Consider the following 12163-nt stretch of genomic DNA (forward strand, 5'->3'; position numbering starts at 1 on the left):
GGGTTCCGAGTGCTGCCTGCCCGCCGATAGCGCCGCGAGTCGTGACCGGAACCTACTTTCGTATGCTCCAGGGCATGCGGCGGCGCCGGGTCCTCGACAGCGCGATCGACGTGGCGCTCGCGCTGACCGCCGCGGTGGCCGGCGTCGTGCTCGAACTGCGCGATCCCGGCTGGTTCCCGGTCGCCGCGCAGATCGCCGGGGCCGGTTCCCTTCTCGTACGCCGCCGGTGGCCCTACGTGACGGCCGGGGTCCTGGTCGTCCTCAACGTGTTCGTGCCGGTGTGGGCGACCGTGCTGGCGCCGTACGCGCTGGTGGCCTTCACCGGCGAGCGGGCCCGCTGGCGTCCGTGGGCGGCCACCGGCCTGCTCGTCGTGACGTTCCTGATCGGGGCGCGGGCGTGGCAGATCGCCGACCCGTTCTCGGCGCCGCTCGTTCTCCTGTGCTCGGCGCTGCTGGGTCTCTACGCCCGGGCCCGGGCCTCGCTGGCCGCCGAGGCGACCCGGCGGGCGACCGAGCAGGCGCGGGCCGACGAGCGGGTGCGGCTGGCCGGCGAGATGCACGACGTGGTCACCCACCGGCTCAACCTGATGGTGCTGCAGGCGGGCGCCATGCGGATGACCGCGCCCGACGACACGACCCGCGAGGCCGCCGACGAGCTGCGGACGGCCGGGGTGCAGGCACTGGCCGAGCTGCGCGACCTGGTCGGGGTGCTGCGCGACGGCGCCGATCCGGCCCGGGCCGAGGGCGGGGACGTGGCGGAACTGGTCGAACAGTCGCGGGCGGTCGGCCTGCCGGTGCGGCTGACCATCACGGGCGACGAAAGCACGCCGTCCCCCGCGGTACAGCGCACGGTCGTCCGGGTAGTGCAGGAGGCACTGACAAACGTCCACAAGCATGCGCCGGGCGCCGCGACCGAGGTGACGCTGGCCTACGCCGACGAGGGGATCAGCGTGGAAGTCGTCAACGAGCGCTCCGGCCGGAGCCCGCGCGAGCTGCCGTCGGGCGGGGCCGGCCTCACCGGGCTGCGGTACCGGGTCGAGATGGTCGGCGGATCGTTCGCCGCGGGCCCGGCCGCCGGGGGCGGGTTCCGGGTGAGCGTGCGGCTTCCCGCGTACGTTCCGACGGCGCAGCCGTGATCCGGGTGCTCCTGGTCGACGACGAGCGGATGGTCTGCGCCCACCTGCGCACCATCCTCGGCACGGCGGCCGACATCGAGGTGGTCGGCGAGGCGTACGACGGCGCCGAGGCGGTCGAGGCGGTGGTGCGGCTGCGCCCCGACCTGGTGCTGATCGACGTCCGGATGCCCGGCGTCGACGGCCTCACGGCGATCGAGCGGATCGCCGGCTTCCCCGACCCGCCGCGGCTGGTCGTGCTGACAACGTTCGACCACGACGAGTACGTGCTGCGGGCGTTGCAGGCCGGTGCGGCCGGCTTCCTGGTGAAGTCGACCGACCCGGAGGACCTGGTCGATTTGGTGCGGGCCGCGGCCGGCGGCGGGACCGTGCTGTCCCCGGTGGCCGCGCAACGCCTGCTGGGCGCGGCCGGCGAGCGGCAGCGGGTGCGCGAGCGCCTGGGCCGGCTGAGCGAGCGCGAGACCGAGGTGCTGGCCGGCCTGGGCGCGGGCGACTCGAACCTGCGCATCGCCCGCCGCCTGAGCCTGTCTGAGGCGACGGTCAAGGGTTACGTCTCCCGGCTGCTGGTCAAGCTCGACTGCGACAACCGCACCCAGGCCGGCCTGCTGGCCCAGCAAGCCGGCCTGCGGCCGTAGCCACTAGCCGCCGTTGTCGCGCAGCAGGTGGGCCAGCTGGACGCGGGACGTGACGCCCAGCTTGGTGAAGACGTGGCGGACGTGGGTGTTGACCGTGTGCGGCGAGAGGGAAAGTTGCTCGGCGGCGCGGCGGTTGGTGGTGCCGGTCGCGATGAGGCGTACGACCTTCAGCTCGGACGTGGTCAGGCTCGCCCAGCCGCTGTCCGGGCGCGCCGGTCGCCGCCGGCCCTGCTCGCGCAGCGACTTGCGCACCCGCTGGGCGTCGCCGGCGGCGCCCGCCTCCTCGTAGATCTCGAGGGCCTGCGTCAGGTGGTCGGCGCCGCCGGCGTCCTCGATGGCGCTCGCGGCCAGCAGCGGGCGGCCGGCGGCGTTCTGCAGCTTCGCGGCCGTCAGCAGTTGTTCGGCGTCGCCCGCGATCATGCCGTGGATCTGGGCGGCGGCCGCGGCGAAGGCGGGAGCGTCGGCTGCGCCCTGCTCGAGGGTCACGGCGGCCGCGGTGCAGCGCTCCAGCAGGCCGGCGTCGGCGGCGGTCAGGGCGACCCGGGTGGCCATGGTCAGGAAGGCCAGGTCGGTGGGGAGCGGGGGAGCGGCGGGCAGCAACGGATCGTCGCGCAGCAGGCGGGCGGCCGTTCCGGCGTCGGCGCGGGCGGCGGCGTCGGCGGCCAGGACGCGGGTCGCCCAGCGCCGTTCGACGAGGCCTTCCCCCGTACGCAATTGTTTGGCGAGCGAGACGGCGGTGCGGGCCAGGCCGGGGTCGCCGAGATAATGCGCGAGCGCGGCGATCGTCGTCATGCGCAGCGCGGGCGCCAGATCGGCGGCCGAGCCGAGAGCCAGCGCGCGTGACTCGTCGAGCCGGCCGCTCATCAGGTGGGCCATCGCCGAGAGCTGGGTGCACAGGCCTTGCAGCGGCCCGTCGTGGTCGCGGCGGGCCTGGCGCAGGCTCTCGGTGAAGGCGGCCGTCGCGTCCCCGGTACGGCCGAGGTGGTGCAGCAGATTGGCGGTGAGCAACCCGTGCAGGCCGGCGTGCGGGTCGTCCGGCTCCGGCGGTTCGCTCAGCAACCGGTCCAGTTCGGCCGAGGCCAGGGTTCCGGCGCCGCGGGCGGCGTGCACGCTGGCCACCACCAGCCGGGCCAGTCCGGCCCCGGCGCCGGTCGAGGCGGCCCGCGCGAGCCGGTCGGCCTCGGCCAGGTCGCCGTCGAGCACCAGGTTGCAGGCCAGCCAGGCGTGGTGCCGGCCGCGCAGCCGCGGGGTGGTGCCGCGCAGCGCGAGCGCGGCCCGGTTGTCGGCCGCCCGCTCGCCGGCCGGGCGATCGGCCATCGTGGACAGGTGAAGCAGGAGCTCCGCGTTCTGCTCGGCCGGCAGCAGCTCGGCCCGGGCCCGGCCGGCCAGCTCCCGGGTGCGCTCGAAGCGGGCCGCCCGGTGCGACTGCACCAGCGCCTCCACGATCACCGGACCGCGGGCCTCGTCGTCCGGGGGCAGCACGTCCAGCGTACGAACCAGAAGGTCCGAAGCCGCCGCCGGATCCCGCGCCGTCCGGGCCGCCGCCCGCAGCGTGTCGATCGCGGCGCGGTCGCCCGGCAGGACCGTGCGGGCCAGCAGGGCTGCCGCCTCGGCCGGGGCGTCACCGGTCCGCAGCAGCACGTCGGCCGCCTCCCGTTCCAGCGCTCGCCGCAGCGAGCCCGGCAGGGCCGCCCGCGCACCCCGCCGCAGCAGGTCGTGCCCGAACCGGAGGTTCCTTCCATCCACGGTCAGCAGGTCGGCCCGCACCGCCTCGTCCAGCGGCTCGATCAGGTCGGCCGGCCACGCGCGCAGCATCGCCGCCAGGTGCGCCGTGGTGAACCGGCGCGGCAGCACCGCGGCCATCCGCACCAGCTTGCGGGCGATCGGGCTCAGCGCGTGCACCCGGTCGCCGACCGCCGTCGCAACCCGCCGCGGCAGGCCGGCCCCGGTCACCGTGGCCGTGCCGCCCGCCACCGGCAGACGGCCCTCCTCGTCCAGGCCGCGCAGAAGTTCCAGAATCCAGTACGGGTTCCCGCCGGCCGCCCCGGCCAGCTCCAGCAGCGGCGGCCGGGCGATCGCCCGCACGAAGTCCTCGACCACCCGCACGCTGGCCGCCCCGCCCAGTGTGGACAGCGTCATCGCCTCGGCGCCGTCCCGTTCCAGCTGGGCCCACAGCTCGCGCACGTGCGGCCGGGCCTGCGCCCGCCGCCCGGACAGCACCCAGAGGAGGGCCGGGTCGGCGGCCAGGGTCCGGATCGCCGCGGTCGTGTCCGCGTCCGCCCCGTGCATGTCGTCGAGGACGATGACCAGGGGACCGGCCGCCCGCAGCGCCGACCGCAGGCCGTCGAGAACCCAGAAGGCCGCGCCCGGCCGCTCGCTGAGCGCCCGCAGGGTCCGCGCGTCGCCGACCGGCGGGTCAGCGCCCAGAGTGGCCGCCAGGAGCGGTGCGAACGGCGCGCCGGGACCGGTGACGGCGTCTGCCCGCAGGGTCCGCACGCTCGACGGCCCGGCCCGCCGCACGAGTTCGGCGATCAGCCGCGACTTGCCGACGCCGGCCGGCCCGTCCAGCAGCAGGACGCCGCGGCCGCCACCCGCGACGGCCGACATCCGGCGGTCGGCCACGGCCAGCTGAGCCTCGCGTCCCCGCAGCGGTGCGGTGTGTCCCTGATGCATAACCCATCCTGTTCGGCGGCCGGGCGTCCTGTCGTCAATGCCTGCGGGTATCCCGATCTACCGGCTAGCAGGGGGACGTGGTTGCCCGGCCCGGCCCCCGGCGGGCACGATGAGCGCGGGGGTGAGGGGATGCGGGTGGTCGTGGCCGACGACGACGTCCTCATGCGCGAGGGCGTGGCCAGCCTTCTCACCGGTCAGGGCTTCGACGTGGCGGGCAAGGCCGGCACCGGTCCCGAGGCCATCGAGCTGGCCCGGGCGGTCAAGCCCGGCCTGGTCATCCTCGACATCCGGATGCCGCCCACGCACACCACCGAGGGGCTCGACGTGGCCCGGCAGATCCGGGCCGAGCTGCCCGGCACCGGCATCGTGCTGCTGTCCGCCTTCGCCGAGGTCGACCACGCGACCGAGCTGCTGCGCAGCGGCGGCGGGGTCGGCTACCTGCTCAAGAGCCGGGTGACCGAGGTCGACGAGTTCTTCGACGCGCTCGACCGGGTCGGCCGGGGCGGCTGGGTGGTCGACCCGGAACTGGTCACCGAGCTCATCGAGGCGCCGCGCCGCTCGCACCCGCTGGCCGGGCTCACCGAGCGGGAACGCGACGTGCTCAACCTGGTCGCCGAGGGCCGCTCCAACGCGGGCATCGCGCATCAGCTGTTCATCAGCGAGGGCACTGTCGAGAAGCACGTCCGCAGCATCCTGACCAAGCTCGGGCTCAGTGATTCGGCCGAGGATCATCGCCGGGTGCTGGCGGTCCTGCGCTATCTGGACGCATCATGAGCGCGTGAAGCCGTTCGCCTGGCGCACCCCTCTCCGTCCGCGGGCCTTTCCTTGGCCGTGGCGCGGGCGGCGCCGCGCGGCGCGGATCGACCGCATGATCCTCGAATCCGAGCGCCGGGCCCTGCTACGGCTGGGCGCGCTGGTCGGCAACGCGCCGATCCAGGAGGTGTTCGACGCCATCAGCGAGGAGCTCGGCCGCATCATCGACACCGAGACCGGCGAGACGTTCGAGGACATGGCCGGGCTGTCCCGCTTCGACCCGGACGGCATGATGACGTTCATCTCGTCGTTCGGCCCCCGGCCCGACTGGCCCTCGCCGATCGGCTCGCGCTGGCCGCTGGCCGACGGGGACAGCGCCAACGCCCGCGTCTACCGCACCGGGAAGCCGGCCCGGCTCGAGGGCGGCATCCCGGTCACCGGCAGCATCTCGCGCCGGCTGAGCACGATCAAGGCCATCTCGTCCATCGCGGTGCCGATCTTTGTGGACGACAAGCTGTGGGGCTCGGCGACGGTGGTCTCCGACCGGCCCCGGCGGCTGCCCGCGACCACCGAGTCCCGCCTGCTCGAGTTCGCCGCGCTGGCCTCGACCGCCATCTCCAGCGCCCAGCGCCGCGAGCAGGTCGAGCGGCTGGCCGACGAGCAGGCCGCGCTGCGCCGGGTGGCCACGCTGGTCGCCGCGGGCGCGCAGCCCGAGCAGGTCTGGGAAAGCGTCGTCTCCGAGGTGGGCGTGTTGTGCGGGGCCAGCCGTACGGGTCTCATCCGCTACGTCTCGGCCGACGCCATCGCCGTCCTGGCACTGTGGGCCGACGAGGGCGATCACGAAGAAGTCGCCGCGCGCTGGCCGATGGCCGGGGGCAGCCTGTCGGCCCGGGTCGCCGCCGAACGCACGGTCGTCCGCATCGACGACTGGTCGGAGGTGGACGGTGAGATCGCGGCCACGATCCGCGAGACGATGTCGGTCGGCGCGTCGATCATGGCGCCGGTGTTCAGCGACCACGAGCTGTGGGGCGGGCTGGTCGTCCACTCGGCGGCGGGCGAGTCGCCGGCCGACGACACGGAACGGCGGCTGGTCGCGTTCGCCGACCTGGTGAGCACCGCCATCGCCGGGGCCGAGGCCCGTACGCAGGCTCGCCGCCTGGCCGACGAGCAGTCGGCCATCCGCCGGGTGGCCACGCTGACCGCCCGCCAGGCCCCCGTGCCCGTCCTCTGCCAGGCGGTGGCCGACGAGCTGCACGACCTGCTCGAGGTCGAGGACGTCAAGGTGTCCCGCTTCGACGACGGCAAGGTGGTGATCGTGGGCGGGCGCGGCCTGCTCGACGAGCTCTACCCGGCCGGGTTCACCTCGCTGATCCTGCCCGACACGGCCGTCGGCCAGGTGTTCCGCGATCACCGGCCGGTCCGCGTCGATGGCTACGAGCAGGCCACCAGCGAGGTCGGCCGGGCCGTGCGCGGGCGCGGCGTCCGCTCGACCATCGCGTTGCCGATCCTGCTCGGCGAGCGGCTGTGGGGCGCCCTCAGCGTCTCGTCACTGCAGCCGGGCCGCATCCCGGAAAGGGTCGTCCAGCCGATCTCGGACTGCATCGACCTGATCGCCACGGCGATCCGCAACGCCGAGGCCGAGGAGAGCCTGCGGGCCTCCCGCGAGCGCATCGTGACCGCCACCGACGCCGCCCGCCGCCGCTTCGAGCGCGATCTGCACGACGGCGCCCAGCAGCGGCTCGTCGCCCTGGCCCTGGAGCTGCGGGCGATGCCCGGCCTGGACGGCGAGGAGCTGGCCGCGACCGCGGACGAGGTCGACTCGATCCTGACCGACCTGCGGACGTTGTCGCGCGGCCTGCACCCGGCGGTGCTGTCCGAGGGCGGGCTGGGCACGGCCATCCGGTCGCTGGCCCGGCGGTGCCCGACGCCGGTCGAGCTCACCTTCCCGTCGGACTGGCCGGGAGCGGACGACATGGCCGAGCTCGCCTTCTACTACTTCGTGGCCGAGTCGCTGACCAATGTGGCCAAGCACGCCCTGGCCACGCGGGTGACGGTCGACGTGGTGCGGGACGACGAGTCGATCCGGGTCACGGTGGCCGACGACGGGCTGGGCGGGGCCGACACCGCCGACGGCTCGGGGCTGCTGGGGATCGCGGACCGGATGGAGGCGCTCGGGGGCTCGCTGAGCGTGTCCAGTCCGCCCGGCGCCGGCACGACGCTGGTGGCGACCGTCCCGGTCAGGGCAGGTCAGGAATGAGCTCGCGGATGGCCCGCACCGAGAGCGCCGACTTGGCCAGGAAGCCGGCGGCCGGGGTGCCCTCCATCAGCTCGGCGTAGTCCTCCTCGGCCCGGGTCGAGATCATGATGATCCGGCCGGTCAGCTCCGGGAACCGGGCGGCCAGCAGGCGGACCAGCTCGAAGCCGCTCTCGCCGCCCAGCGAGACGTCGACCAGCACCACGTCGGGGTGGTCGGCCTCGGTCGCGGCGAGGGCGGTCTCGATGGTCTCCGCGGTGCCGACGGACTCCAGGCCCTGCCACTCGAGGCTGCGCCGGGCGACGTCCAGGAACCGCTGGTTGTCGTCGACCACGAGGCAACGGAACTGCACGGCCCGACTGTGCCAAACCGGCGGCTGATCCCGCACTCCGGCTAGCCGGTATGGAGTTCGGCCGGAATCAGTGCTATGCCGCCGTCAAGGGTGCCGCCCAGGGCCTCGACGCGGTCACGACCGACGGGACTGACGTGGGGCGCGCCGTCCGTGGTCAGGGTCAGCCGCAGCGCTTCGCCCAGGTCGTCCAGCTGTACGGTCAGATGCTCCCGGGCCTGGCCGGCGGCGTCGGCCACAAGGCGGTAGACCGTGGTCTCGATCAACGCGTCGAAGCGCCGCAGCGGCGGCAGGTCGAGCTCGACCGGGACGGTGGCGTGGCGGGCCAGGGAGCGCAGGGCGGGGGCGAGGCCGGCCTCGGTGAGGATGGCGGGAAACGTACGGAAAGAAAGGGTTCTGACCCCGGCCGCCATTTCTCGCAGCTGCCGTCCGAGGGCGGCCAGATCGTCGCGCGCGGGATCGCCCTCGGGCAGCCGGGCCCGGATCAGTTCGAGCTCCAGGCCGGTGGTGGTCAGGCGCTGCTGGATGCCGTCGTGCAGCTCGCGTTCGACGCGGGCGAAGATGTCGTCGGCCTCGGCCATGAGCCGCCGCTGGGCGTCCATGGGCTCCACCTTCGCCGGGCACCGCGCGGCGCCGCAAGACCTTCCGCCCGGTGATCGACCTGTGATAGACCGGGATCACTGTGTCAATCCGTAACGGGGTCGCAACAGGGAGGCCACACATGGCCACGCCGATCAGTCGCCGATCAATCCTGGCCGCCGGAGCGGGGGCGGCCGCCGGCCTGGCTCTGCCCGCCGCCGCGCAGGCCACGGGCGGTCACGCCGGAACGCGGATCCGCTTCACCTTGAACGCCGTCACGCTCGACGGCGGTGAGCAGGTGGTGGCGGTGACGCTGAAGACGGGGCGGCTCGGCCGCATCGATCCGGCCAGCCTGACCCCCGCGTCGTTCTCCGTGCACGCCAAGGCCACGAGCCCCATCCCGATCGCGCCCGGGGACCAGATCTTCAGCGAGTACGACCTGGACCGGACGGTCACCGCGGCCCGGCTGAACCGCGACGGCGACATCGTGCTCGAACTGGCGTACGCCGAAGGGGTGACCGGCGGCGGGACGCTCGGGTACATCGCCGGCAAGGGGCGCAACGTCCAACTCGACCTGGTCTACACGATCACGCAGAACGCGCCGGTCGTCGTGCGGGGCCGGCCGGTCACCTTCGCCGCGTTCGCGCAGGGGCGGCTGTCGAACCCCGAGGTCGACGCGTTCAGCTACCACGTCTCCGGGACGGGCATGAAGTACCGGCTGTTCTCGCCCGGCCGCCACCACGGCAAGCGGCCGCTGGTCGTCTGGCTGCACGGCGGCGGCGAGGGCGCGTCCCTGCCCGACAACTACTACGACAACGAGACGACGCTGCGGGCCAACCGGGGCGCGCTCGGCTTCGCCACCCGCGAGGCGCAGCAGATCTTCGGCGGGGCGTATGTGGTGGCCCCGCAGAGCCAGTCGTTCTGGCTCGAGGACGGCGACCGCTTCGCCCCGCAGATCCGCCAGATCATCCGGGACGTGGCCCGCCGGCACGACGTCGACCGCGATCGCATCTCGGTCGTGGGCTGCAGCAACGGCGGCTACATGAGCCTGAAGATGACCGTCGAATACCCGGACCTGTTCGCCTCGTCGGTGCCGATCTGCGGGGTGGTGCAGTCGCTGGACCCGGGCGGCCCGCGCCAGATCACCGACGATGAGCTGAAAGCCATCGACACGCCGACGTGGCTGGTGGCGTCACGCGACGACGACACGGTGCCGCCGGAGCCGAACACGGTGCACGCCCACGACCTGATCCCGGGCTCGCGGCTCAGTCTCTACGACCACGTGATCTGGAACGGTCACCAGTTCCCGGGCCACTGGTCGTGGATCTACGTGGCCCGCAACGACCCCCGGCAGAACGGCGAAACCATCTGGCAGTGGATGGCCCGCCAGCGGAACTGACCATACTGGTCGACCATGGAGTTGGACGAGTACCAGCGCGGCGCCCTGCGGACGGCGGCGCCGCGCGACAAGAAGAACGAACTGCTGCACCTGGTGCTCGGCCTGGTCGGCGAATCGGGTGAGGTCGCCGAGAAGTTCAAGAAGTGGGTGCGCGACCTCGACAGCGACGAGGCGCTGATCGACCGGCCCGGCATCGCCAAGGAACTCGGCGACGTGCTCTGGTACGTGGCGGTGCTGGCCGACTACCTGGACCTGTCGATGAACGACATCGCCAAGGGAAACCTCGACAAGCTGGCCAGCCGGCAGGGGAGGGGCGTGCTGGGCGGCAGCGGCGACAACCGCTGACGCCTTTACGGGCGGCGGAGGGCTCGGCGGATGGCCAGGGCCAGGTGCAGGCGGAAGCGGCCGTGCGGGTCGCGGATGGGCCAGCCGAGCAGCGCCTCCAGGTGCTTGATGCGTTCCTGCAGCGTCGAGTGATGCAGGCGCAGGGCGCGGGCGGCGTCGCGCATGCTGGGGGCGCCGGCCAGCGTGTCCAGGGTGTGCAGCGCCCAGGGGGCGGCGGTGGCGGCGCGGTTCAGGGCCTCGACGTCCGGCACCGGGCCGGCGGTGGTGTCGGCCGCGCGGATCAGCAGCGCGAGCGTGCCGAGGTCGTCGGCGTGCACCACCCGGGGGCCGGGGTCGGCCTCGGTGCCCTCCGCGGTCAGGCGCAGCGCGAGCTGGGCCTCCGTCCACGAGGCGGGCAGGTCGGCGACCGGCGAGCACGGGCCCACGCCGGCGCGGCGTCCGGCCGGTGGCCCGGCGTCCGGGGGCAGGATCAGAGCCTCGCCGTCGGCTAGAGCTACAGCCCGCGCCGTTGGGGGCAGGCCCAGGCGGCGGGCCGCGCTCAGGCGGTCGGACAGCGCGGCGTGCGGGTCGAGCACCAACTCGACCGAGGCGGCGTCGGTGCCGGTGACCGCCGAGCGGGTGCGTTCCAGCACGGCGCGGACGGCCGCGGCCGCCCGTTCCAGCACCACCGCTTCGTGCGTGCTCGGTGCGGCCGTGGTTTCGAGCCACAGCGTGGCGCCCGGGCCAATGGACGCCGACGGCCAAGCGGGGTCGAACTCGTCCGGCGGCGTCTCGACGATGCCGTCGGGGGTGGCGCGGATGGTCAGGTGGCGGGTGGTGTCGCTCAGGCGGGCCGGGCGGCCGGACAGCGTGGCGGCGCCGGCGACGATGGTCCGCAGGCCGGCTCGGGCGGCCACCAGGGCGTCGAAGTGGCCGATCACCCGTACGGCCGCGCCGGCCTCGGGGTCGACGGCGGCCAGCCGCAGCGCTAGCTCGTTCACCTCGCCATTCTCAACCCGGGAGCACGGCCGCGACCAGCGCCTGGTCGGCGGGGAGCGTCCGCCACCCGGCGGGTGCCGCCGCCGGCCGCGGGCGGGCAGGATCGGTGTGACCTGGACAACAACGAGGCGGGAGACACCATGATTCCGACCAGCGTCAGCGAAGGTGCGCGGCAGATCCTCGCCGTGCCCCGGATCGAGGCGTCGTGGCCCGCGCCGGACGACGTCGAGGGCTGGGAGAAGCACATCGCGCAGGCCGACGCCGGGCTGCTGGAGCGGTTCGCGTCGGTCGGGCAGCTGCCGGTGGCCGTGGACGACCGCGAGATCGCCGGTGTGCGCACCTTCGTGGCCCGCATGGAAGAAGACGACTCCGGGCCCATCTACCTGGACATTCATGGTGGGGCCCTGATCATGGGCGGCGGCGAGCTGTGCCGGGCCTTCACGGTGGTCACCGCGATGACCAACGGGATGGTCACCTGGGGTGTCGACTATCGGATGCCGCCCCACCACCCGTACCCGGCCGGTCTCGACGACTGTGTCGCCGTCTATCGGGCGCTGCTCGAGGCTCGCTCCCCGGACCAGGTCTTCGTGGGCGGCGCCTCGGCCGGCGGCAACCTGGCGGCGGCGCTGATGGTGCGCGCCCGCGAGGAAGGCCTGCCCATGCCGGCCGCGCTCGTGCTGAACACGCCCGAGCTCGACCTCACGGAGTCCGGCGACTCGTTCCACATCAATCTCGCGTACGACAATGTCCTCGGGCCGCTGCTCGAGGTGAACCGCCTGTACGCCGCCGGGCACGATCTGGCCGACCCGCACCTGTCGCCGCTGTTCGCCGACGTGTCCGGGTTCCCGCCCACCTTCCTGCAGGCGGGCACGCGCGACCTGTTCCTGTCCAACGCCGTACGCATGCACCGCAAGCTCCGCAACGCCGGCGTCGACGCCGAACTGCACATCGGCGAGGCCATGCCGCACGGCGGATTCACCGGAAACACACCGGAAGATCTGGATCTGGCCGCCGAACGGAGGAGGTTCCTGGACAAGCATCGCCGGGAGGCCGCAGCCTGATCGC

General features: G+C 73.9%; 11 protein-coding genes. 7 read left to right on the forward strand and 4 right to left on the reverse strand.

Annotation, left to right across the window (positions count from 1 at the left end):
* Positions 1-74 precede the first annotated feature (74 nt).
* The gene (locus OWR29_RS03910) at positions 75-1136 is read left to right on the forward strand and encodes a sensor histidine kinase (protein ID WP_267560956.1); all 1062 of its coding nucleotides are present in this window, start codon (positions 75-77) and stop codon (positions 1134-1136) included.
* Positions 1133-1768: a response regulator gene (locus OWR29_RS03915; protein WP_267560958.1), complete on the forward strand. Its 636-nt coding sequence runs from the start codon at positions 1133-1135 to the stop codon at positions 1766-1768. Before OWR29_RS03910 ends, OWR29_RS03915 begins: the two co-directional genes overlap by 4 nt.
* Positions 1769-1771: 3 nt before the next feature.
* Here OWR29_RS03915 and OWR29_RS03920 read toward each other — a convergent pair whose 3' ends face one another.
* Positions 1772-4441, reverse strand: a complete 2670-nt coding sequence (locus OWR29_RS03920; protein WP_267560959.1) for a helix-turn-helix transcriptional regulator — start codon at positions 4439-4441, stop codon at positions 1772-1774.
* Between the two features lie 129 nt (positions 4442-4570).
* Here OWR29_RS03920 and OWR29_RS03925 point away from each other — a divergent pair, with 129 nt between their 5' ends.
* Positions 4571-5215, forward strand: coding sequence for a response regulator (locus tag OWR29_RS03925; RefSeq protein ID WP_267560961.1), 645 nt, complete (start codon positions 4571-4573; stop codon positions 5213-5215).
* A 94-nt stretch (positions 5216-5309) separates the two neighbouring features.
* Positions 5310-7451, forward strand: a complete 2142-nt coding sequence (locus OWR29_RS03930) for a sensor histidine kinase (protein WP_267560962.1) — start codon at positions 5310-5312, stop codon at positions 7449-7451.
* Here OWR29_RS03930 and OWR29_RS03935 read toward each other — a convergent pair.
* Positions 7432-7800, reverse strand: a complete 369-nt coding sequence (locus OWR29_RS03935; protein ID WP_267560963.1) for a response regulator transcription factor — start codon at positions 7798-7800, stop codon at positions 7432-7434. The genes OWR29_RS03930 and OWR29_RS03935 overlap by 20 nt on opposite strands.
* Positions 7801-7841: 41 nt before the next feature.
* Positions 7842-8399 carry a sensor histidine kinase gene (locus OWR29_RS03940; protein ID WP_267560965.1) on the reverse strand — a complete coding sequence of 186 codons (558 nt, stop codon included), beginning with the start codon at positions 8397-8399 and terminating at the stop codon, positions 7842-7844.
* A gap of 119 nt (positions 8400-8518) precedes the next feature.
* Between OWR29_RS03940 and OWR29_RS03945 the strand changes: the two genes are divergently transcribed.
* The gene (locus OWR29_RS03945) at positions 8519-9775 is read left to right on the forward strand and encodes a prolyl oligopeptidase family serine peptidase (protein WP_267560967.1); all 1257 of its coding nucleotides are present in this window, start codon (positions 8519-8521) and stop codon (positions 9773-9775) included.
* A gap of 15 nt (positions 9776-9790) precedes the next feature.
* Entirely contained in the window at positions 9791-10120 is a 330-nt protein-coding gene (locus OWR29_RS03950; RefSeq protein WP_267560969.1) for a nucleoside triphosphate pyrophosphohydrolase family protein, read from the forward strand.
* Between the two features lie 5 nt (positions 10121-10125).
* Here OWR29_RS03950 and OWR29_RS03955 read toward each other — a convergent pair whose 3' ends face one another.
* Positions 10126-11100: a PucR family transcriptional regulator gene (locus OWR29_RS03955; protein ID WP_267560970.1), complete on the reverse strand. Its 975-nt coding sequence runs from the start codon at positions 11098-11100 to the stop codon at positions 10126-10128.
* Positions 11101-11238: 138 nt separating this feature from the next.
* Between OWR29_RS03955 and OWR29_RS03960 the strand changes: the two genes are divergently transcribed.
* Complete coding sequence (locus OWR29_RS03960) at positions 11239-12159, forward strand: alpha/beta hydrolase (protein WP_267560971.1); 921 nt, start codon at positions 11239-11241, stop codon at positions 12157-12159.
* Positions 12160-12163 lie beyond the last annotated feature (4 nt).

Source organism: Paractinoplanes pyxinae, assembly GCF_026626335.1.
Taxonomy (GTDB): Bacteria; Actinomycetota; Actinomycetes; order Mycobacteriales; family Micromonosporaceae; genus Actinoplanes; species Actinoplanes pyxinae.

What these genes read in the sequence shown, in the direction of transcription:
- OWR29_RS03945 (WP_267560967.1), top strand. Translation starts at nt 8,519, where the DNA reads ATGGCCACGCCGATCAGTCGCCGATCAATCCTGGCCGCCGGAGCGGGG.
- OWR29_RS03930 (WP_267560962.1), top strand. Translation starts at nt 5,310, where the DNA reads ATGATCCTCGAATCCGAGCGCCGGGCCCTGCTACGGCTGGGCGCGCTG.
- OWR29_RS03920 (WP_267560959.1), bottom strand. Translation starts at nt 4,441, where the DNA reads ATGCATCAGGGACACACCGCACCGCTGCGGGGACGCGAGGCTCAGCTG.
- OWR29_RS03940 (WP_267560965.1), bottom strand. Translation starts at nt 8,399, where the DNA reads ATGGACGCCCAGCGGCGGCTCATGGCCGAGGCCGACGACATCTTCGCC.
- OWR29_RS03960 (WP_267560971.1), top strand. Translation starts at nt 11,239, where the DNA reads ATGATTCCGACCAGCGTCAGCGAAGGTGCGCGGCAGATCCTCGCCGTG.
- OWR29_RS03925 (WP_267560961.1), top strand. Translation starts at nt 4,571, where the DNA reads ATGCGGGTGGTCGTGGCCGACGACGACGTCCTCATGCGCGAGGGCGTG.
- OWR29_RS03910 (WP_267560956.1), top strand. Translation starts at nt 75, where the DNA reads ATGCGGCGGCGCCGGGTCCTCGACAGCGCGATCGACGTGGCGCTCGCG.
- OWR29_RS03950 (WP_267560969.1), top strand. Translation starts at nt 9,791, where the DNA reads ATGGAGTTGGACGAGTACCAGCGCGGCGCCCTGCGGACGGCGGCGCCG.